This window comes from Pedobacter africanus (genome assembly GCF_900176535.1).
GTDB classification, from domain to species: Bacteria; Bacteroidota; Bacteroidia; order Sphingobacteriales; family Sphingobacteriaceae; genus Pedobacter; species Pedobacter africanus.
On the sequence record NZ_FWXT01000001.1, the window covers coordinates 2,216,300 to 2,238,607 of the forward strand.

15 protein-coding genes are annotated in these 22,308 nt (G+C 44.0%); all 15 read right to left on the bottom strand.

What is annotated here, in order from left to right:
- The 15 genes from B9A91_RS09225 to B9A91_RS09295 all read right to left on the bottom strand — a co-directional run bounded on the left by B9A91_RS09225 (position 1) and on the right by B9A91_RS09295 (position 22,308).
- Complete coding sequence (locus B9A91_RS09225) at positions 1-846, bottom strand: GLPGLI family protein (protein ID WP_084238053.1); 846 nt, start codon at positions 844-846, stop codon at positions 1-3.
- Between the two features lie 99 nt (positions 847-945).
- Complete coding sequence (locus tag B9A91_RS09230) at positions 946-1,269, bottom strand: hypothetical protein (protein ID WP_144008888.1); 324 nt, start codon at positions 1,267-1,269, stop codon at positions 946-948.
- A 53-nt stretch (positions 1,270-1,322) separates the two neighbouring features.
- Positions 1,323-1,652 (bottom strand): hypothetical protein, encoded by a 330-nt coding sequence (locus B9A91_RS09235; protein ID WP_084238055.1) that lies wholly within the window; start codon positions 1,650-1,652, stop codon positions 1,323-1,325.
- A 318-nt stretch (positions 1,653-1,970) separates the two neighbouring features.
- A complete protein-coding gene (locus B9A91_RS09240; RefSeq protein ID WP_317043324.1) occupies positions 1,971-2,102 on the bottom strand; it encodes an arsenate reductase/protein-tyrosine-phosphatase family protein in 132 nt (43 codons plus the stop codon).
- Positions 2,086-2,553 carry a DUF6428 family protein gene (locus tag B9A91_RS09245; protein WP_084238057.1) on the bottom strand — a complete coding sequence of 156 codons (468 nt, stop codon included), beginning with the start codon at positions 2,551-2,553 and terminating at the stop codon, positions 2,086-2,088. Before B9A91_RS09245 ends, B9A91_RS09240 begins: the two co-directional genes overlap by 17 nt.
- Positions 2,554-2,609: 56 nt before the next feature.
- Positions 2,610-2,939, bottom strand: a complete 330-nt coding sequence (locus B9A91_RS09250; protein WP_084238058.1) for an ArsR/SmtB family transcription factor — start codon at positions 2,937-2,939, stop codon at positions 2,610-2,612.
- A gap of 89 nt (positions 2,940-3,028) precedes the next feature.
- On the bottom strand, positions 3,029-3,919 hold the full coding sequence (locus tag B9A91_RS09255) for a PorP/SprF family type IX secretion system membrane protein (protein ID WP_084239650.1): 891 nt from the start codon (positions 3,917-3,919) through the stop codon (positions 3,029-3,031).
- A gap of 13 nt (positions 3,920-3,932) precedes the next feature.
- The gene (locus tag B9A91_RS09260) at positions 3,933-8,873 is read right to left on the bottom strand and encodes an Ig-like domain-containing protein (RefSeq protein WP_084238059.1); all 4,941 of its coding nucleotides are present in this window, start codon (positions 8,871-8,873) and stop codon (positions 3,933-3,935) included.
- Positions 8,874-9,245: 372 nt separating this feature from the next.
- Positions 9,246-10,499, bottom strand: coding sequence for a DUF2264 domain-containing protein (locus B9A91_RS09265; RefSeq protein WP_084238060.1), 1,254 nt, complete (start codon positions 10,497-10,499; stop codon positions 9,246-9,248).
- A 9-nt stretch (positions 10,500-10,508) separates the two neighbouring features.
- Positions 10,509-11,705 carry a glycoside hydrolase family 88 protein gene (locus B9A91_RS09270; RefSeq protein ID WP_084238061.1) on the bottom strand — a complete coding sequence of 399 codons (1,197 nt, stop codon included), beginning with the start codon at positions 11,703-11,705 and terminating at the stop codon, positions 10,509-10,511.
- 25 nt (positions 11,706-11,730) lie between these two features.
- Positions 11,731-13,164: an alpha-L-fucosidase gene (locus B9A91_RS09275; protein ID WP_084238062.1), complete on the bottom strand. Its 1,434-nt coding sequence runs from the start codon at positions 13,162-13,164 to the stop codon at positions 11,731-11,733.
- A gap of 5 nt (positions 13,165-13,169) precedes the next feature.
- Positions 13,170-14,957, bottom strand: a complete 1,788-nt coding sequence (locus B9A91_RS09280; protein WP_084238063.1) for a RagB/SusD family nutrient uptake outer membrane protein — start codon at positions 14,955-14,957, stop codon at positions 13,170-13,172.
- A gap of 36 nt (positions 14,958-14,993) precedes the next feature.
- Positions 14,994-18,209 carry a SusC/RagA family TonB-linked outer membrane protein gene (locus tag B9A91_RS09285; protein WP_084238064.1) on the bottom strand — a complete coding sequence of 1,072 codons (3,216 nt, stop codon included), beginning with the start codon at positions 18,207-18,209 and terminating at the stop codon, positions 14,994-14,996.
- 377 nt (positions 18,210-18,586) lie between these two features.
- Positions 18,587-20,539 carry an NHL repeat-containing protein gene (locus B9A91_RS09290; protein WP_084238065.1) on the bottom strand — a complete coding sequence of 651 codons (1,953 nt, stop codon included), beginning with the start codon at positions 20,537-20,539 and terminating at the stop codon, positions 18,587-18,589.
- A 5-nt stretch (positions 20,540-20,544) separates the two neighbouring features.
- Positions 20,545-22,308: an alkaline phosphatase family protein gene (locus B9A91_RS09295; RefSeq protein ID WP_084238066.1), complete on the bottom strand. Its 1,764-nt coding sequence runs from the start codon at positions 22,306-22,308 to the stop codon at positions 20,545-20,547.

Genomic DNA, 22,308 nt, shown 5'->3' on the forward strand with positions numbered 1-22,308 from the left:
TTAGTTTGTCAGTTCCAGCGGATAATTTACCGTAAACTTTTTACGGACTTTTTCCTGGGGATCTCCCTGCACGGTTACTTTATCTATTGATGTTTCAGTTCCGGCATATCCGCCGGCGCTCAGGCTTTCTTTATAGGCTTTTTCCATCCGGTTATAATCTGAATGGCTGGTAACAACGGCGTCCGAAGGTAGGTCAAGGGATATGTTCGCGGGGAGTGAGGTACCCAATGTGATTTTAGTGCAGGTAAATTTTATTCTCTGACTGTCATCATAGGCTTCCATAATCAGGCCTGGCAGGCCCTGCAATTTCCAGGGGCCAAAGCTTACGGGGATATCGGTTGTAAACCAGGCCGTATATTTCCGGCCTTTACAGATCCCGGTAGCCATCTGGCAGGTATAACCCAACAGTATTTTGGTCTCCTTTTCAATTTTCCAGTTAACCTGTTCCATTACCTCTTTGATCAGGTAATTGTTTTCGCTGAAAAACTTATTTATATAGACCGTTCTTTCATTTGCTGAGGTGAAGATATTTTCGGCGGTTGAGGGAACGAAAAGGCCCATATTTATCTGGTTGCTGCCAGCACTGGCGGCAGCTTCAACTTTTGACTTCAAAATGGAATCCTGCATTTGTTTCGTATAGCTGGTATACAAACTTCTTTGCGTATTAAATGCCATTTGGAAATCCTCCTCCCAGATACGGCCTGTATTCGTAGTATCGCGAATGTGAAAGAAATGATAGATTGCTACGCCTGAGGAAGCATCTGTGCTTTTTTTATTTTTATAGCTGAAGGAATAAAAGATGCATAACAGCAATGCAGATACAAAAAGCTTAAGGTAGTAAGGCATATATCTTAATTATTGATTTATAAATAAACCCCGGGCGGTACCCGGGGTATTCTGAAATAAAAGAAAGTCCGTTCTCTGTATGTCCTGAAGAGTGCTTAACTAGAAACAGCCGCCACCTGCATTGGCATAGCCACAGGCGTAGTTATAAGCTGTTTGTGCCATTGAAGCGTTAGAAACAGAATTTCCTGCAGATACCCAAACTGTTAACATCTGCCCGCAGTTGTCATAAAACTGAAAAGCCATTTGTCTGCGGAAGGCTGCTTTTTCGGTTTCAGTTTTCTTTGCTTCACTTTTGTTAAGGCTTGTAGCTTTTTTTACCTCTGCTTTTGTTACTACAGCAGCAGCTTCTTTTGGTGACAGGCCATTGGCAAATGTGCCAACTGCCATAAATGAGCATATTAATGCTATAAATAAATGTTTCATGATTTTAATTTTAATAGATAAATGATTGTTTTGTTATGCCCGAAAGCATGTTCTTATCTTGGGAAACAACCGTTTCCGGTAAGGGTGCTTTCTGCGTATGCATAAGCAGTTCCGTACAAATCGCCGTCGGTTGACCAGCTGCCGCCAGATACCCATACAGTCATCTGCGTACCGCAGCCGTCATAAAATGTAAAGGCCATCTGACGACGACGAAGCGTCTCTTTTTCGGTTTCACTTTCAACTGGCTTGCTGTTGTTTTCATTAGGAACTGTGCGCACTTCTGTTTTTGTTACCACAGGAGCCACTCCCTTTGGGTTTGCATCATTAGCATAAGCGCTAAATCCGATCACTGTACAAACCAATGCGATAAATAATTTTTTCATGACTTTTTTGTTTTTTGATAGATAATTGAAATAGGTCAGAACATAAGAGAATGGACATTGCTGTATTCAATGGTACAAATGTAAATTCAATTCGCAATAATTCAAAATTAATTCTCACTAGTGAGATATAATATTTAAAATCTATTAAGGAAAGTACTCCGTCTTGTATGTTTGTATACTTCATCTTTGGAAAGCAATGTTTTACCTTTACTGCAAGAGGAAGTAAAGAATGCAACGGCTTAGCAGAATCAGCACTGGGGATTCAATCTTATCAAAAGCTGATGCCAATACCTCAGATAGAAATAATGTTAAACGGGTTTATGTTTCAATCCCAGCGCTGTAAATCTGAACTTTACCATTTGCAAATTGTCTCAAATAACTCTTTGCAATCTCGCTACGGCAGCTATTGCCGGTACACAACACCAATACATTTTTAACAGCATCCACCACCTGGAGTGCAAGTTTGGCCAGAGGCCAGATTTATCATTTCAATTTTTTGCTTTTCGGCCGGAACACTACATTTATCTGGTGCTAAACAGGCGGTTTTCTTATTCATTAAAAGAAAATTCTCTCCGTCATACCCCAGGTCATACCTACCAATAGTTTGTGCCTGGTACTCTACCTCAATTTCCAGATCTTTCATTCCCAAAACTTTTTCCGAGAGAGAGATGATATGAAGTAATTTTCCTGCTTTTAAACGATGTTCATAATCATCCGCATCCCATAACTGAAAGTTCGCAACTTGTTCATGGCGCACTGTTCCTCCGCAGTCAATAAAGTCTTTTGTAATCACTCCTACCTCGGTTACATGGAAATGCTCGGGTACTGAACTCCCATTTTCCAGTTTAAAATTTACAGCTTCAGCCTTAGCAAGGATTTCTTTTATTTCTGATAATTTCATAATTTATCTATTTATAGTATTATTGCAATTTAACGATTGATCTAAACAAAAAAAGGTTAACAACAAGACTTTCCACCTTTATATCCGGCAAAAAATGCTCCTAACTGTCTCTCTAACAACTCCCAGGTTTTTGGATTGATGCAATAGCAGACGCTAACCCCCTCTATTGTTCCTTGTATAATTCCTGCATTCTTCAGCTCCTTTAAATGCTGAGAAATGGTGGCCTGCGCCAGGCCCAGTTCTTCGACAAGATCACCGCAAATACAGGTATTGGAAATTAATATTCTTTGCAGAATAGCAATTCGGGCAGGGTGTGCCATAGCTTTTAACCAGGTTGCCAGCTGGTTCTGCTCATCTGTAAATATTTCTGTTTTTGTAAGTCCCATAATTATACATCGCAATATTACGATATATAAAGTTCATTTCCAAGTAATAATTTATGTAATTGGGGCCGACTTTTAGACAGCCCCAATCCTTACTTACTCAGGTTCAGCCTCAAATTCAGTTCAAAACTACCATTGGTATAACCACTCAAAGCCGATGTTTGGGTGGTATAAGTGCCACTGATCAGGTATTTTTTTCTGAAATCCATCCCCAAACCAAAGGTTGCATTCTCTGTACTGTGGTACATGGCCAGTAAAAACACCTGTTTGCCCGCAATACTGAACTGCGAGCCGGCATCCCAGATGTTGCCAAAGCCCTTTACTCCCCTGTAGGCAACTTTAGGCTCCATGTCTATGCCTTCCGGCCCTTCGCTGAGCTTGATCTTATAGCTTACTGCTGTATAAAAGGTAGCCACATCGGCCAGTTTGATCACATCCTTTTTCAGCACGCTTTTTAGATTGGGTACCGAAGCCTGAATGTTCAGCTTATCCGAAGTGTAAGCTATACCAAAATCACCATCAAGGTAAGTTTTGCGGTCGTTGTACTGCCCCACCATAGGATCATTCGGGTTGCCATAAATGTCGGCATTTTCCAGCCTTTGGCTCATGAAACCCAGGGAAACGCCAAAGTGCAGTTTATGGTTGTTTTCGCTTAATTTCAGGTGGTACGCATAACTGCCCACTACCCTGGTTTGCCGCTGCAAACCTGCACTTTCGTTGTTAACAGCTAAACCCAGACCTACCTTACCAAAACCATAATCTGCTGTAAGGTTTTGCGTTAAAGGTGAGCCAGGTACATTGCTCCAGAGCTTGCGGTAAGCACCGTTCAGTTTCAGGCCCTCTCCTGCTCCAGCAAAAGCTGGATTGATGAGATACTGGTTGGTATAATATTGTGCCGATAGCGGGTTTAACTGCGCTTTTATGGTTGTAGTACTGATGGCAATTACAGCCATCAGCACAAGTATTTTAATAGTTATCTTCATTCTTATAATGTCTTTAATCATTTCTAACAATGGTAATAAAACCTTTAAATACCCTTGTTCTGTCGCCAAAATCAACAATGTAATAATAGGTTCCTTCATTTAGGGCTATGCCATTAAATGTACCGTCCCAGCTGTTATCATAACCTCTTTTGTTATACATCAAACGACCAGATTTGTCAAAAATCTTTACCTCATTGTTCGGATAAAAATCGATGTTGTCTATCACCCATTTGTCGTTGTATCCATCTCCATTAGGAGTCAGGATGTTTGCAGCCTTGATTTTTGCAAAGTCTTCATTTACTACGATAGTAACGCTTTGAGTTTGGATGCATCCGCTGACATTGGTAGCAGTTACAGTATAGGTGGTGGTCTGGCTTGGCCTTACCGTTAACACAGCACCATTGGTTGAACCAATAATCCCACTGGCATTTGCCCATACATAGCTGGTTCCTCCTATTGCCGTAAGTACAGCTGTTTCACCTTTGCTTAGGTTTGTACCCTTATCGCTGTTGATGGATACCACCGGCAACGCATTTACAGTAATTACAAAGTTGCGGCTAAAGCTATCTACCCCGCCATTGGCCGTGCCGCCATTGTCTTTTACGGTTACCGTAACTGTAGCGGTTCCGGCTACGGCACCTGCCTTAACGCGGTAGTTCAAGGTTCCTGTAGCACCGGTTCCGCTAACAGTGAGCGCATCAAACAGGTTGGCATTACTGCTACTTACTGTTAATGTTGTGGTTTGCGCGCTTTCTGGCCCCGCGCTGATGCCGCTTAAAGCTACTGTTTGCGCTGCTGTAGTAAAGCAGATGGTCTGATCGGCAATGGCTGCCAGTGTAGGAATCTCATTTAAATCACTTAAAGCTATGTTCAATACTTTTTCCAGGCTCAAGCCATATTGCGTAGTGCTTTTTACGCGTACACTATAGCTGGCTTTATTTTCAAAGTTAAGTGACGCTGCAGTATTGATCTTGTTGCCGCTGATCGCAAATAATGCATTGTCGGTATCGCCTGTGCCTGCAACCAATGTATAGGTAAAAGTGGCACTCGGATCATCTGAAGTACTGCTCAGGGCACCCGCATTGGTACCACTCGCACTGTTCTCGTAAAGGGTTATCTCTGCCAGACTGATGTTGGTTGGTGCGCCTCCTTTTACTTTAAGTGTACCTGCAACATAATTGAAACTATAGTTCGCTGCCGCTGCTCCACTTACCGTAATCGGGTAATCTCCTACCGGGCTTCCGATGGTAGCTGTAGTGCTTACTGTTGGTACTGTGGTCAATACAGCATTGGTTTCGCTGTTCACAAATCCGGAATAGCTCACCGTAAGTACAGGATTTGCTGTGCCGGCAAACCGCTCTTTGTTATCCGCGGCAATGGTTAACAGCGCCTTATTAACGATCAAGGTTTGCTGAGCATTAGCAGCCGCTTTAACCGTGGCATTTCCAGGCTGACTGGCAGTAACTAAAGTGCTTCCTGCTTTCAGAATGGTGGCGGTATTTCCGCTGATAGAAACCACTGAAGGATCAGCAGCGGTATAAGTTACGGCTAACCCTGCCGAAGAATTGGCATTTCCCAGGGTAAAGGCTGCACCACCATAGGTTTTAGCTGCTATAGCATTAAAGGTAATGGTTTGATTACCTTTTGGTACGGCTGCAACATCGGTACTTATTGCACTAATGTTACCGGCCTGGTCTATGGCTTGTATGCGATAATAATAAGTTGTACCATTGGTTAAACCTGTATTTGTATAGGTTGTGCCTCCCGCAGCAACTTCTGTTAACAGTATTGCCGGACCGGCAGTTGTACCGGCAAAGATCCTGTACCGGGCAATATCTGTTTCCGGATTGCCTGTCCAGTTCAGCACAACTTCCGCATCACCCCCTGTTGCAGCAAGCCCTGTCGGAACCCCTGGCGCCTTGGTGTCAATGGTGTAGTTATTGGAAATAGTAGTGCCATTACCGGTATTGCCCGCTACATCAATAATGCCTGTGTTGTCTAAAGTGATCAGGTTGCTGGCATCTTCTATTCCAGCTGCCGGCGTTAAAGTTGCCGTCCAGATAATACCACCATCTGATGAACTAAGGCCAGTTACCACAGCATTTTCAACACCAAGATCGGCAGTCGAAAAACCTGTAACTGCTTCACTGAAGGTAATGGTAACCGGTGTTGTTTCCCCAGCACGTAAAACCGCATTGGCTACCAAAACGCTTGCAGTTGGCCGCTGTGTGTCTATGGCATAATTGTTAGAATTAGTGGTCCCTGTACCTGCATTGCCAGCTACATTTTGCACTCCCGTGTTGTCTAAGACAATCAGGTTGGTTGCATCAGTAACGTTGGCAGATGGAGTCAAAGTTGCTGTCCAGGTGATGCCGCCATCCGTTGAACTTACAACGCTTAGGCCGCCGTTGGCAACAGTAAGGTCTGCATTGCTAAAACCACTAACCGCTTCGCTAAAAGTAATGGTTACCAGCGAGGTTGCGCCAGCGTTTAAAATTGTATTGGCAACAACAATTGTAGCCGTAGGGCGTACCGTGTTAATGGTGTAATTAGCCGAATTGGTAATGCCTATTCCGGTATTGCCTGCAAGATCACTAATCCCGGTATTGTTTAAGCTGATCAGATTGCTGGCATCTTTAATACCAGCTGTTGGTGTAAAGGTTGCCGTCCAGGTTACGCCACCGTCTGATGAGCTCACATCTGTCAGCGTACCATTGGAGATCGTAAGATCATCGTTAGCAAAACCAGTAACTGCTTCACTAAAGGTGAAGGTAACAAGGGAACTCTCTCCTATGCTTAAGGCATTATCTGCCAACACAATTGTTGCCGTTGGCCGCTGGCTGTCAACGCTGTAATTATTAGAATCAGTAGTGCCCGAACCTGCATTGCCTGCTAAATCCTGCACACCCGTATTGTCTAAAGTGATCAGATTGGTTGGATTCGTAATTCCAGCTGCTGGTGTAAAGGTTGCTGTCCAGGTAATACCCCCGTCTGATGAACTCACTGCGCTCAGCGTACCATTGGCAATGGTAAGGTCTGCATTGGTAAAACCAACAACAGCCTCACTAAAGGTGATGGTTACCAATGAAGTTCCTCCAATACCCAAGGCAGTATTGGCTACAATAACAGTGGCTGTGGGGCGTCTCGTATCAATGGCGTAATTATTAGAATTGGCAGTGCCCGCCCCAACATTACCTGCAGTATTTGTAACACCCGTATTATCTAATACAATCTGGTTGCTTGCATCAGTAATCCCGTTTGTTGGTGTAAAGGTGGCGGTCCAGGTGATGCCTCCGTCCAATGAACTTACTGCAGTCAGCGTGCCATTTTCAATCGTAAGATCGGCGTTGGTAAAACCGGTAACCACTTCATTAAAGGTAATGGTTACCATTGAGGTTCCTCCAATTTTCAACGAAGTATTGGCTACAACTATTGTTGCCGTAGGACGTACCGTGTTAATGGTGTAATTAGCCGAATTGGTCGTACCCGTTCCGGCATTTCCGGCAAGATCGCTAATCCCGGCATTGTTTAAAGTAATCAGATTACTGGCATCTGCAATACCGGCTGTTGGTGTAAAAATAGCCGTCCAGGTAATGCCCCCGTCTGATGAGTTCACCGCTGTCATCGTACCGTTTGCAATCGTAAGATCAGCGTTGGTAAAACCGGTAACCGCTTCACTGAAGGTAATGGTAACGACTGTGGTTTCTCCGGCAGTTAAAACAGGATCGGCAATAACTATTGTTGCAACTGGCCGCTGGCTGTCAATACCGTAATTATTGGAATTGGTAATACCTGAACCTGTATTGCCTGCTAAGTCCTGCACGCCTGTGTTATCTAAAGTAATCAGATTGGTTGCATCTGTAATGCCAGCTGATGGTGTAAAGGTAGCCGTCCAGGTAATCCCACCATCTAATGAACTCACCGCTGTCAGCGAACCGTTTGCAATTGTAAGATCAGCGTTGGTAAAACCAGTAACCGCTTCACTAAAGGTAAAGGTAACGAGCGAGGTTCCTCCAACACCCAAGTTGGTATTCGCTACTACAATGGTGGCTGTCGGCCGCTGTGTGTCAATAACGTAATTATTGGAATTAGTTGTGCCTGTCCCGGCAATTCCGCTACCATTTGTAACGCCGGCATTATTTAATGCAATTATGTTGGTTGGATCGGTAATTCCAGCTGTCGGCGTGAATGTCGCTGTCCAGGTTGTGCCCCCGTCTGAGGAACTCACATTACTCAATGTGCCATTGGCTACCGTGAGGTCAGCATTGTCAAAACCGCTAACAGCTCCGTTAAAAGTAATGGTTACCAGCGAGCTCTCTCCAATTTTTAATGCATTGTTGGCCACTACAATACTTGCCGTTGGCCCTGGAGGGAGGATCACATTGGAGTCTTTTACCCAGGTGAAAGCATCAAAGCCTACATACCGAAAATTACCTCCTAAGGTAATTTGAAGTTCATCAATAACGATATTGCTATAATTTTGCCCGTTCAGATTCGTCAAATCAATCAACGTGTAACCATTTGTTGAGCCTAAAGAGGTAGCAAACCCGGTGGTTTTGGTCTGGGTAAATTTGGTGATACCGCTTAATTTACCTGTAACCGTAAGCGTTCCCGCAACGTTCAGGTCCAAGTTGAGTGCAGACAAATACATCCAGAACCGGTTCACCTTAAAAAGGTTTGAGGTTGTCTTGATACTGAAAGATGGCGGAAAAGCAGAATCATTGGAATTATCAATATATCTGTTATCGTTAGCCACACCGTTCCATCCGGTACCAGGAAAGTTTCCCTGGATATCAAATACACTAACATGGGAAATAATATTAAATATAACCCCATTATCGGTAAAACTGGTTGAGCCATGGCTTTCTGTCTCAAATTGCTCGGTAGAGGTCTGTGCCCGAAGCGCTCCGGCCATAGCCAGAAAAACTATCAATAAGTAGTAAACTTTTTTCATTTATTTCATTTAATTAACAAACAGGGATTGAACATGCAGAAGTATTCACGATTTATATCGTATACAGGCATTAACTGGAATTAACAGGAAAGAGCGTATATTTCATAGTGATGAGCTAGATTTAACTACATCAAAAATATGTAAAAAAAAATTTGCCAATCAAGATAAATACAGCTTAATCTCAATTAAATATGTTTAATTAATTATAGTTTTATTTTACACAGTTCGGGCAAGCCTCGGAAGAAAAAGACAATAAAAAGCTAATATTCAAAACATTAGCCTACATAAAAAACCAGCTGCTTACGCAGCTGGAGCAGACCACATCGCACATGTAAAATTTGAGTTACATAGCAAGAAAACCAATCAAATGTGCTAGTAATCTACATGATAATCTTTGGCAAAACCTTTTCCGGCCCAGGCCTGTTTTGCAGTCCATGCTACAGGAGCGCCTGTCCAGAACTCATGATCTGCAGGCAGCCCTAATGGCAGGAACGATAATGTAGCCATGTACAAACTACCTGTAGAGGTATAATAATCGGCAATTTCGGGTTCATGCCCACAAAAGCCCAGCTGTAACCAACCATTTTTATCAAAAGTTCCTGGTGTTTCGTACATGTTCTGCTTTACCTTGGTGAGCGCGCAACGTACCTGGGCCGGTTTTATTCCTGCCGGCAGTTTTTCCATAAGGGACACCTGGGCCAGCACCTGAAACGCACCGGTTCGGTAAGTGATGGAACGCCCTATAGGCGGATAAGTTCCCTCTGGTGAGATCATACGCTCCTGCCCTACTGCATGCCGCTGCATACGTTTTAAGGCCAGATCATACACTTTTTGTTCCACCAGGTTTTTAGCTGCCATTATTGCCAGTGTATCTACCATCATAGAATGGATCACAAAAGAGTTGTAATAATCGAAGGCGTAATTGGGGCCGTCGCCATACCAGCCATCGCCTTTGTACCATTCGTTCAACATCTTAGGTCCTTCATTTAAACGGACAGTATCAGGCTCTTCGCCTATGGTAAGTAAAAAAGCTTCTGTAATAGAGCCAAAAAGCAGCCAGTTGCTTTTGAAAGGCTTCCGGTTTCGTAACGACTTGAAGGAAGTAATGATATTGGTTTTAGTTTGCGCTTCCAGAGGCTCCCACAATGCTTTAGGTGCTCTTAAAAAGGCTTGCGCCAAATAGGCTGCATCTACAATGGGCTGATGGTCTTTTGAAAAATTCAAAGCGTCGGCACTACCTGGCGTAAAACATTTATTGAGCCCTTTTATGGCCTCATTTCTAAACGATTTTCTTAAAATACCTTCTTTGGTTTCATCATCCGGTAAAGCCAGCCAGGGCGCAATACCTGCATAGGTACGGCCTACGGCTTCAAGATAAGTAACTGAAGGTGAACGGGAATCAAACGTAGGCGATTTTTCCAGAGGCATGTTTTTAATCAGCGTACCATTGGCCAGGTTATGCACTACCGGCCCTGCAATTTTATACAAGAGTTTATACCAGTAATCCCGATCGTTTTTTGCATAGACACTTGGTTCATGCTTTTCATCAGCCAATATTCTTTGGGGTATCAGTGTACCCAGTATCCCGGCAAAAGATAAGGCACCTATAAATTTTCTTCTTTCCATAGTTATTTTTTATAAATACCAGTTTTTGTAGCGCAACAATGCCTCCAGGTAATAATAATCGGCATAGGTTAAAGGTACATCTATTTCTGATTTTAAGGGCAGGGCACCGGTGCTATGCATCAGTAAAAATCCGCCGTTCTCTCCTTGCTTTGCCCTATAAACCGGAGATGACAAGGATGTCAGCATGGTCTCTGCTGCCGAAACATAGGTTTTGCGGTCGTTACCGGAGGTATACTGCCCAAGCTCCAGCAAAGCGGATGCGGTAACTGCAGCTGCCGAAGCATCCCTGCAGGTATTTGGCGTTGCGGGAACATCAAAATCCCAATAAGGCACCATATCTGTCGGCATGTTCGGATGGTTTAGTATAAAGCTGGCTATATGCTGGGCCTGTTTCAAATAGTGCTTATCCTTCGTAAAGCGGTACATCATTACATAGCCGTACAGCCCCCAGCTTTGTCCGCGGCTCCAGGCCGAGCTATCGGCTGCGCCCTGGGCGGTTCCTTTTTTCAGTACTGCCCCGGTATTCATGTCATAATCTACCACATGATATGAACTGTAATCGGGGCGGAAATGATTTTCAAGGGAAGTATTGGCATGATTGATGGCAATTTCCTTGTATTTTTTATCTCCGCCATTGTCTGTAACCCAGGCCAGTAGCTCCAAGTTCATCATATTGTCAATGATTACGGGCCCGCGCCATTTTTTACTCGCATTCCAGGACTGGATGACCTTTGCATTTGGGCGGTAACGTGTAATTAAAGATGCTGCAGCAGTGTCAATCGTTGGCCTGTAGGCTTCGTTTTTTGTAATGCGGTAGGCATTTCCAAAGCTACAGTACATCATAAAACCCAGATCATGGTTGCCGGTATAATGCTTTTCAGGCTCAAGAATGGCTAGCCTGCTTTCCGCTTCTTTAAGGATGTCAGGATCTTTAGTGTATTCGTAAATATACAGCAGCGCACCCGGGTAAAACCCGCTGCACCACCATTTGGTATCACTGGTTTCTACCTTATTGGTTTTGGCATAATATGTTTTGGGCATCCTATGAGAAGGTACATTTTTAGCAAGCACTTTATATTGCGTAGCCGCAAACCTGAATTGTTCATCAATCAGGCTCTTCATCTTTTCTCTGTTCTTTTCGGGTGGCTGCGCAAATGGCATCCCGCTTACCAGTAAAAAACCGGCAATAAGTATCAACTTTCTCATGTTTTATTTGTGTGTATTTCTTGCTTTATGTTTTTGCCTTGTCGTATGTATTGCCGCTACCCTTTTTTGCGTTAGGCTCCAGCACCACAACAAATGGCTTTCCGGCTGCTGTGTTTTTAAGGTGGATAAAATATTCTGTACCACTGATCTCTTCAGTATTCAGCAATTGTGCCGGCTGTGCCAGCAGATAAGATTTACCTATGCTGGTGTTAGCCGGTAGTTTTACCTTCAGCGCCCCTGAAACCGGAACATTAAACACAATCATATACAGCTTATCGGAACCCGTTTTTTTAGTAAAATAGCCCCAATCCTGTTTTTCCAGTCCGGCATATTCGCAGTTGTAAATGGCCTCGTTGTTGGTTTTCATCCAGTCTCCAATCTGAGCGGCAAGCTGTTTTTCCTCTTTCCTTATCGCACCATCGCCCTGCGGGCCAAAGTTGAGCACAAAATTTCCGCCCAGGGAAACACATTTGGCCGTCATTTCCAACAACTCGTTCGTGGTTTTGATGTGTCCTTTCCAGGCTTTGTTGTAACCCCATTGATTTTCAGGAACAGTCATCACACAATCCCAGTCGTTCCCATGCACATCTTCTATCTTATTTGGGATTTTACGCTCCCAGCCCTGTTCGTAATCGCCCATTAAAACCCCGTTCGAGTCAAAATGACGTTTTCCATTTTCATCAGCACGGAAGCGGCTGCCAATAATGAGACCAGGCCTCAGCTTGCGCATCTCGGTTTCCAGCTCATCAGCAAAGGCGGCCTGTTTTACCCAGGATTTGTCCCAGGTACCATCAAACCACAACCCTTTAGCTGTTGGGTATAAGGTAAGTAACTCCAGCAGCTGGTTGCGGGTAAACTGTTTAAAACCTTCAAAAGCGATGCTGTCTTCTTTGGTTTTGATGTCGTAACGCCAGCCGGGGTGATTCCAGTCCATCACCGAAAAATAGAGGATCACATCGATGCCTTGTTTGTCGTAAGCATCAATCAGGGGTTTCATAATGTCCTTTTTCCAGGGAGAGTTGGCCACCGTATAATTGGTGTACTTACTCGGCCAAAGGCAGAAACCATCGTGATGTTTGGTGGTAATGGTAACATATTTAGCACCCATCTGTTTGGCCGTTGCCGCCCATTCTTCAGCATTGAAGTTTACAGGATTGAACTTGTAAATAAGCGAATCGTAGGTAGATTTCGGGATGCCGTTCCAGGAACGGATCCATTCCGCCGCACCATTGTATTGTTTACCGTTCCACTCGCCCCCCGGGATGGCATACAAGCCCCAGTGGATGAATTGCCCCAGTCCATAGCCGCGCCATTTGGCCATTACAGCATCTGTACGTTTGCCAACGCGGTGGCTGCCGTGTTTCAACTGCAGCTTTTCCTGCCCATCGGCCTGCTGTGCAGAGAGTGCACAGCAGGTAAAGATGAACATATACAAGAAGGTTTTTATGTTTATTTTCATAGTTTCTATTTTTCCCAGTTTGGATTTTGTACCAGTTTGTTGTTTAACAGAATATCTGCAACAGGGATTGGAAATAAGTATGCCTTTGATTCATTGAATTTTCTTCCGTTCGGCAATGTCTTAAAATAAGGCAAAATATATCCCTCGGCGCTTAGGTAAATATCCCTATTTACCACCACTGCCGGAAATTGTGATTGAACAAATTTAATCCCCTCAACGGGTATATCTATAAAGCGCCCCGTCTTCCATCTCATTAAATCGTCCCAGCGGGTGTTTTCAAAAGCCATTTCCACCCTTCTTTCACGCCTGATCTCCCGAAGTAAGGGATTGATAACCCCTCCAGCATAATTTCTGTAAATGTCATCCAAACGGGTATCTGTAGGTTCGGCACCAACCGTAAGCCCAGGCATGCCTACCCTGCTGCGCAGTTTATTTATGGTCTGGTCAATAACCGACTGGTTAGCCTCTCCCAGTTCATATTTAGCCTCTGCATAGTTCAGCAGGATCTCTGCATAACGGAATACAGGCGCAGCCTGTTGGCCGCTTGTTACCCTGTCCCAATCTACCGGGCTGTTATAAAACCATTTGGCCAAACGGTAACCTGTAGGGCATTTGTTTCCGCTCATGCCCGGCAAATTTGGCAGGGGCGCATTATTGGCCCCCTGAATCGTGGTGCTGGCCAGGTTATAAGTTCCAAAATTTGCAATGGTTTGCGTTAATCTTGGGTCTCGGTTCTGCATTTCAGTTTGGATTGAAGTTTTGCCCTGAAACAACGGACTTGATGAAATCGGTTTACCATCTGTACATAGATACTCATCTACCAGATTGCGGGTGGCACCAAACTGGTGCCGCAAATTTTGTGCAAAATAACGGCTGAAGGCGGCCCCATAGGTAAGTGCCGCAGAGTACTCCCTCCATAAAATGACCTCAGTATTGCCGCGGTACGATTCTGTAGCAAAAAGGTTATTGTAAACAGTTCCAGCGTTTCCCTGTACCAGGCTGTATTTATTAAGCAGTGCTTCCGAGGCCTCAGTAGAATATTTGAGGAACTTGTTCGCATCCAATCCAAGCTCTGGGTGGTATTTCCTGAACGTACCTTCAAAAAGTCCAATTCTCGATTTCAGGAATTGTGCCATGTCTTTGTTGATGCGGTTGCTTTCTTCCGAACCTTTGGCAGGTAAACAGGTAATGGCCTTGTTCAGTATCATTACTACAGAATCCATAACTGCCGCACGCGGCGTTCTGGCCTCGTACAATTCTGGGGAGTTTACATTTAAGGAATGTGTTAACCATGGCACATCTCCAAATAATTTCACCTTATTAAAATAATCCCATGCTTTAAAAAACAGGATCTCTCCAAGATAAATATTTGAAGTGGCCTCAGGAATATCCGCGCGTTTATAATTGTCCAGAAAAAAATTAAGCTGTTTTATGCCTGTAAAATTCCAGCCACCCGATTCATTTGTTCCCGAAAGATGTGAGATATACTCATCTGTTCCAACCTTCGAATAAGTAAGGGGTGCCGCATTATCTGTAATTACATCCCCATAAACCAGGGTATTCACATTTACGCCCCAGGGCTGCACTGTTCCATCGGCAAAATCGGTTCCGAAACCAACAATATAAGTTGGGTAAAGGCTGTTGGCATACAGCTTTAAATCGTTTTCCGTTTTCCAGAAATTCTGGTCTACAATATTGTCAAGTGGATATCTGTCTAAAAAATCTTTTTTACAGCCCAGCAACAGTAAACCTGATACTATTCCCAGTATAAATATTTTGATATGCTTTTTCATCTCTTTATGATTTGAGTTTTAAAGTTGTCGATCAATTTAAAATGTGGCCTGTATACCCAACGCAAAGGACCTGATGATTGGATAATTCATACCAACCAGTTCAGGGTCAAATGTTTTAGGAACACTTTTAAATTCGAACAGATTATAGGCGGACGCTGAGATCCTTACTCTTTGCAGGCTAATCCTGTCGGTTAAATTTTTAGGTAAGGTATACCCCAGCGCCAGGTTCTTCATACGCAGGTAAGCTCCATTTTCGAGATACCTGGTTTGGACCTGCCTGTTTCTGGCTGCATTCTTATACGCAGGGTAAAAAGCATTGGCCCGGTCAGGTGTCCATGAGTTATTGTAAGTCTCATAAGTACCGGTTGTCCCTGCGCCCCAATACAGGTTATTACCTATCCATAGGTCTCTTTTCCCTACACCCTGTACAAACATATTCAGATCGAACCCTTTGTAACTTAAGTTCGTATTCAGACCAAATTGGTAGCGAGGGGTATTGTTCCCTATTATTTTTCTGTCGCCTGTATTACCAAGCGTATTATTCCCGAATGTGATTTCATTATCGCCATTGATGTCTTTATACCTTACATCCCCTGGGAACCAGGAAGCCTGTGCAGCTATAAGCTTTTGCGTTGGTGCTGTGGTAATTTCATCGGCCGATTGAAAAATGCCGTAGGTTTCATAACCCCATATCTCGCCCATTTTCTGCCCTTCGTACAAAATATCATCACCTATCCTATTAGCAGGGTTGTTGTCAAATTTCACTACTTTAGACTGATAATCTCCCAGGGTAAAGGCAAAATCGTAATTCAAACCAAATGCGGTATTGTTACTATATTTCACGATCAATTCCCAGCCCCTGGTGTCAATGGTGCCTGAATTGACCTGCGGTGATGCAGCACCAAGTACCGCAGGGAATTTTAAGCCGTCAGTAAGAATATCTGTAGTTCTTCTTCTGTACCAGTCAAAATTGATCTCCAGTTTTTTCAGCACGGTCAGGTCAAACCCAAAATCAATAGTTGTTGCGGTTTCCCAGGTTAAACTCGGATCAATCAACAAAGGAGGTGTAACACCTACCGGCCTTAATCCGCCCAGTAGGTAGTTAATCTGCGACGTCGTTCCATAATTGGAGATATACAGGTAATTCCTTACGTTCTGGTTACCCAAGCTGCCATAGGAAGCCCTTAATTTCAAGTCGTTTACAACAGACTTTATACCTTTTGCAAAAGGTTCTTCCGTTATACGCCATCCGGCAGAAAAGGATGGGAAGAATTTAAAACGTGTATCGGACGGGAATTTTGATGTTCCGTCGTAACGTCCGTTGGATTCAAATAAATACTTGCCTTCATAATTGTAGTTGAGTCGATAGAATACCCCTTGCACTGCCCAATGCGATTCACTGTCACCTACAGTACGCTCGCCCTGTGCCTGTCCAAGCGTTGGCACATTGTTGTTGATGTTATTGCGCCGCGCTGTCAGGTCCTGGTCTGTATACCATTCCTGGTTATAGCCAAGCAACCCTTGAAAATTATGCTTTCCCCCAAAGGTTTTGGTGTAATCTGTATACACGTTGATGGTGTATTTATTGGAATTAAAGTTGTACCGCGAAATGTAGTCGGGATTGGTATGAACAGTAGTTGTAGAATTTCTTGTATTTTCCAACCTTTCCAGCAGTGGCACAATGGTTTTCTGGATCATTCCATTGTTTAGGTACGACAGGTCGCCTTTTAAAGACCAGTTTTTTGTAAGCGTAAAAATTGGCGAGGCCGACAACAATATATTGGATTTATTTTCGGTATTAGACGAACCATAATCCATAAACGACAGGATGTTGTCGGTATATTTTGCCTTCACATTTAAAGATGCCGGTACATATATTGGCATGCTTACGTTACGCGAAGGTTCCTGAGACATGGCCGTCCACCAGCCTCCCTTACCCGAAGGGCTTACAGGCTCATGATAAGTAGAATTATTATAGGCAGTCCTGAAATCTATTTTAAACCAGTCGTTTACCTGTGCATTTACGTTTAAAAGCGAATTATAGCGTTTTAAATTATCGGTATTGATTTTATACAATCCGTCCTGGTCCTGAAAACCGAAAGAGCCATAGTAAGCTATTTTTTCTGATCCGCCCGATATGGTGAGGTTATGCTTCTGCATAGGCGAGTTTTTCAGCAATGCCTCATCATATAGGTTTACGTTGCCCCTCCATATGATATCATTAGTATTTTTTGTAGGATCTGCAAAATAATAAGGCTCATTGTTAACCGGGTCATCCATATATTCCTTTATCTTCTGCAGCTTCAATATTTCGTTTGATCCTGCCGAGACATTTTCTAATGCTGCTGCTTTAAGAATGGCATCCTGGATATCATAGGCGTTCAGCAGATCAGGTACTGCTGTGGGTGAACTCCACTGGAAAGAATTAGAATAGGTAACATTAGACTTACCCTTTTTACCTGATTTGGTTTTGATCAAAAGCACTCCAAAAGCGCCCCTTGCTCCATAAATCGCAGCGGAAGCAGCATCTTTTAACAAGGTTACAGACTCAATATCTTCAGGATTTAGTAGTGATGGATCCATTTCTATACCGTCCACAAGAATAAAAGGTTGCCCGCTTTGAAATTTGATCTTATTGCCATCATTGGCATCCTTAAAAAAAGACGTTCCACCCCTTACGTTGTAACTTGCCGACGTGTTAGGGCTTCCGTTTGAAATGTTTACATTAAAGTTTGGCATCAAGCCTTGAAGCGCCTGGCCTAAACTTGAAGTAGGCCTGTTCTCAAGCATTTTTGAATCGATCTGGCTTACAGCGCCTGTTAGATTGGCTTTCTTCTGAACACCATATCCTACAACAACAACTTCTTCAAGTGCCTTCTTATCGCTTTGCAATGTGATGCTAAGGTTTTTACTACTAATGGTTACTTCTTGCTGTACAAAGCCAACGCTACTTACAATTAATGTAGCTGTACGATCTTTAACGACTATTGAGAACTCACCACTTGCATTTGTACTGGTTCCGTTTTTAGTTCCCTTTTCCAGGATACTGACTCCAGGTATCGGCAATCCATCTTCATCTTTAACTGTTCCTCTGACAGTTTCCTGCAAAACGGGTTTCAGCATTACTACTACCCTGGAAGAAGCTCTCGCCAATGTTATGTTGCACGGCAAGATGCCCAGCAACAGGATCAGCACCGGGAATCCCCAGCGAGATTTTGAACGGTTAAGTTCATTGAGTACATTTTTTTTCATACCGTTTAGTTTAGGTTTGTTTGTCCTGTCAACTTTACATCGTTTAAGCTGGTTAAGCTTTAATCTTTAACATGCCCCCTGCAGGTCTTAAGATATATGTGGTTGAACTACTCAAATCTGGATGATTATTCGTTTAAAAAAGATGAATATTCTAAACGTTTGGGTAGAAAAATCATGAAAAAACGCCCTTTTTAATTTAAAATCTCTCTTTTGTGTTATCTGCCTTATCCAGAACAATCAAACCCAAGACAAGTAAGACGTCCAGAAAAGTTAATACAACAATATACCATTGATAAGCTTCCATTGGTTACAGAATTTAGCAGGCATGTAAGTACACGCCTGCCTTGATAATTAAGATTTTATGTTCATGATTTGATTTAAGGAACATCTGCTGATTTCATAGTCCTTATTTTTTGATTTACACCATCACCATCAGCAATGTAAAATATACCAGTATAAGGATCGTAGGTAATACCAACAGGCCCTGCAAACCTTGCAGCAGCAGCTGTTCCATCTACATACCCTGCAGTTGTACCTCCGGTAAGTTTTTCGAAAGTAGTGGCATTTCCATCGGCTTCGGCCAATATTTTAGAGATGTAATGCCCACCCGTATTGGCAATAAATACCTTATTAGCCGGGCTAACGTACAAGCCTCTTGGCGAGGACATGTTTGTTTTGCCCATACCCAGTATTGTAACATTGTTATCAGACAGGCGCACTTTACTAATACCATTACCGTTCCAGCTGGCCACATATACAAAATTACCATCGGCGCTCATCCTTACTCCCCATGGGATCTGGAATTTTGCGGCTGTCCCAACACCTGCGGCCATTCCGCTGGTAGAACCTGCAAGAGTGGTAACCTGGTTATTGGCCAGGTCGATCTTCCGCAGGCGGTGCCCGCTCCACTCCACCGTATACAGGCAATTGCGAGCCTGGTCATAACAAATGCCCGCAGGCCTGTTAAAGGTAGCAGCAACACCAGCACCATCAAGCGAGCTTGCGGCCCCACTGCCAGCGATGGTGCTCACCGCAGCAACGTAAGTATCGTTTAAAGTAATTTTGCGTATTTTGTTACCTCCCGAAGCGGCGTTGTCTGTAACATATAGATTTCCACTGGCATCAATAGTAATGCCCCATGGTGCATTAAACTGAGCGGAAGCCCCGGCACCGTCAACTGTTCCTGCCGTACCGTTACCCGCCAGTACGGTGGTATTTCCAAAACGGTCTACCCGCAATATCCGGTTGCCACTGCCCTCGGTAATGTAACGATTGCCAAACTTGTCTGTTACAATATCCTGGGGCTTGTTCACGCTGAGTTCATTGTTCAGCTCCAAAGTCCCTACCTGCAAATTGGTCAGCACGGGCTCCGGATATTTGGCAGCACGTAAACTGATTGGGAAATCTACACTTACCAGACGGGTACCCGGGTTGGTGACATTCATAGTTTTGTCGGCATAGATCTGATCTCCCGTCACTGCCAGCCTGAACTCTTCGGCATTCTGGATGTTCAGTTTCAGTTTTCCATTGGCTGCAATTACATCTGTAAGAAAATCAGTAAACGTTGTTTCGCCTCTTTTGCGGTAGCTGATCTTTACCTGGGTACCAAAGGCCGCCCTCTTATTGGCAGCACCATATTCGGCACAATACAGATTGACTTCCATGGCTATTGGTTTCATTTCTGTTTTCAATTTGGCCGCAGCCCCTTTGATACTGGTAAGTGATACCAATGCCGTATCCGGGAAATAAGTCATCGTATCGGCAATGGCAACCCGCACTTCATTCGGATAAGGCAGCGAAACCAGCAATTTACCAGCGTTGTCTACATTTTCCGTTTCTGCGCTGCCCCATACTTCCTGCCCGGATGCCTTTCTACTGATAGAAACGGAGATACCGGAAAGTGGCTGTGCAGTTTTGCTGTCGGTAACTGCTATATCAAGCGGCCCCATACCAAACTTCGGACTGGAATGCAGAACAACCTGTGCCCCCTTGCTGTCTATGAACTCCAACACCTGCTCAGCCTTGTGGTAGAAAGCCGTATCTACTTCAATTTTAAAGATATTGGGGTATGGATAATCAAAACTGGCCTGGCCTTTCCGATCGGTCCGGATGGTATCTACCTTTAAAAAGTCTCCTTTTGGCGAAATTTTACGGCTGATGATCACCCTTACGCCCTGTGCAGGTAATTGGTCGTCATCATTGATTACGGTAATGCCCAAAGGGGCCCTTGCTATATCATGTTCCCTGAAAGCATCGGTGGTCAGCTTTTTGCAGGCAGCCATAGAAAGCAACAGCAGGAGGAACGGGAGAATTTTATTCAGATATTTCATATCGGCTATTTAATAAATTCAGATTCAAAACTTGACAGGAACACCTGGCCATCCAGTTTCCATTTGGCATCAATGGTTACACCAAACCAGTAGAAGATTTGTGAAGTAATATCGGTATTGCGCAGTGCAAACTGTCCAGGCAAAATAGGACTTGGTGCAGTGGCACAAACCGGTTTTTCCAGAAAATCCCAGACATAATTTCCGGTCAGTATCAAATCTTTACCCTTTGCCTGCGGGCTGTAGTTTACAAATTCTGCCAACCCATCGTTACATGGCCAGTAACCGATCAGGTTATTGTAGTAGGCATCTGTTGGACTTACACCATCAGCACAGGCATCTTCCAGAATTTTGCTGTCGGGAAGGGCCGTATTCCATATCCGGATATTGGATACTGATTGATTGGTATTGTTCCCGAAACCAGATTTCCATCCTGCAAAAAGTTCTGCTGGCGAAACAATATCTTCGCCGGTGATATCCATTGGTGCAGAAGCCTTTACACCATCCTGATAAATGATCATCATACGTTTGGTGCCCTCCATATAAATTTTTGCTGCCAGGGTATACCATTTATCGGTTACCATCTTAGGTGGTGCCGCAGCACCCAGATCGGCCGAAGTAAGTGTTTTATTGGCCCCTCCTGTGGGTCCCCTTCTTACTACAAACCTCCAGGTACCGTTGGAGCCGTTATGGATGAACCACCATCCCGGGTTGGAGTTGGCCGGACTATTGGACTTAAAAAAGATGGTTGAATTCTGTGTTCCAAAGGCATATATCCTCAATCTGAACTCTATTGTATAACTGCCGGTTGAACCCAGATTATACAGGTCGGCGTTAGTTCCTGCAAGCTTTGCCGTTATCGCACCTTCAGTAAACTTCACCCCATCAATCGCCACTGGGGGCACAATTTCCTTTCCTTTAAAATTGGCCGAATAGTACAGGCTAAAGATGTTCCTGTCACGTGTCCTGTTGGAAATTTCGCCATAGCCCGTTCCTGTGCCCCCGTGGTTGGAGGTCACAATAACCAGCCACTCTTCGGCAGCATAGGTTTTTCTACCTTTAATGGCATCCAGCATTTCACCGATATAACCATCTGTTTTCAGGACAGCTTCTTTGTACTGCGGAACATTTGGAGAGAAACCAAAAGTGGTACCAGCCTTAAGCACATCGCCGAAGTTTACAATAACCAGGTCATTACTCAGCCCCTTCAGTTTCACCAGTGCCGAATCTTTAACTTCAGCATCAGTCGCTACTTTTATCGGGTAGTCGGCATAAACAAACATCTTGTTGTTCAGGGGTGCCCAGGTCGTAATTCCGGCCGAACGCCTGATTTTACCCGAAGCCTGCAGCCTTTCGATCAATGTAGGATAGGAAGTAGTGGCGTCGTGCTCATGGCCATCGCCCCCGCTCGGCACTTCAAAAGTATCGTCTTCGATGCCATGTTTACCTACCCCAACTCCAGTCATGATGTTCTTCCATGTTCCCGCATCGCTGGGAATAAAATCGGCCAGCGCATCCCATGAATATTTGCTGTTGGCCAACATGGCGGTTATTTTTGGTGGCGCAATGGTTTTGATATCGGTACCGGTAGCACCATCAATCACCACCAATAACACTTTTCTCTGTTTTTTAATGATCTGCTGCTGTTCTTCGTTTACAAAAGGCGGATCAAAATATTTTTTACAGCCCTGCAGGCACAGCAGCGCCATCACAAAGGCGGCAAGCATAAGCTTTAGCTGTCCTGCTGCCGGATAAGATTTAATATATTTCAT

What these genes read in the sequence shown, in the direction of transcription:
- B9A91_RS09225 (WP_084238053.1), bottom strand. Translation starts at nt 846, where the DNA reads ATGCCTTACTACCTTAAGCTTTTTGTATCTGCATTGCTGTTATGCATC.
- B9A91_RS09230 (WP_144008888.1), bottom strand. Translation starts at nt 1,269, where the DNA reads ATGAAACATTTATTTATAGCATTAATATGCTCATTTATGGCAGTTGGC.
- B9A91_RS09235 (WP_084238055.1), bottom strand. Translation starts at nt 1,652, where the DNA reads ATGAAAAAATTATTTATCGCATTGGTTTGTACAGTGATCGGATTTAGC.
- B9A91_RS09245 (WP_084238057.1), bottom strand. Translation starts at nt 2,553, where the DNA reads ATGAAATTATCAGAAATAAAAGAAATCCTTGCTAAGGCTGAAGCTGTA.
- B9A91_RS09250 (WP_084238058.1), bottom strand. Translation starts at nt 2,939, where the DNA reads ATGGGACTTACAAAAACAGAAATATTTACAGATGAGCAGAACCAGCTG.
- B9A91_RS09255 (WP_084239650.1), bottom strand. Translation starts at nt 3,919, where the DNA reads ATGAAGATAACTATTAAAATACTTGTGCTGATGGCTGTAATTGCCATC.
- B9A91_RS09260 (WP_084238059.1), bottom strand. Translation starts at nt 8,873, where the DNA reads ATGAAAAAAGTTTACTACTTATTGATAGTTTTTCTGGCTATGGCCGGA.
- B9A91_RS09265 (WP_084238060.1), bottom strand. Translation starts at nt 10,499, where the DNA reads ATGGAAAGAAGAAAATTTATAGGTGCCTTATCTTTTGCCGGGATACTG.
- B9A91_RS09270 (WP_084238061.1), bottom strand. Translation starts at nt 11,705, where the DNA reads ATGAGAAAGTTGATACTTATTGCCGGTTTTTTACTGGTAAGCGGGATG.
- B9A91_RS09275 (WP_084238062.1), bottom strand. Translation starts at nt 13,164, where the DNA reads ATGAAAATAAACATAAAAACCTTCTTGTATATGTTCATCTTTACCTGC.
- B9A91_RS09280 (WP_084238063.1), bottom strand. Translation starts at nt 14,957, where the DNA reads ATGAAAAAGCATATCAAAATATTTATACTGGGAATAGTATCAGGTTTA.
- B9A91_RS09285 (WP_084238064.1), bottom strand. Translation starts at nt 18,209, where the DNA reads ATGAAAAAAAATGTACTCAATGAACTTAACCGTTCAAAATCTCGCTGG.
- B9A91_RS09290 (WP_084238065.1), bottom strand. Translation starts at nt 20,539, where the DNA reads ATGAAATATCTGAATAAAATTCTCCCGTTCCTCCTGCTGTTGCTTTCT.
- B9A91_RS09295 (WP_084238066.1), bottom strand. Translation starts at nt 22,308, where the DNA reads ATGAAATATATTAAATCTTATCCGGCAGCAGGACAGCTAAAGCTTATG.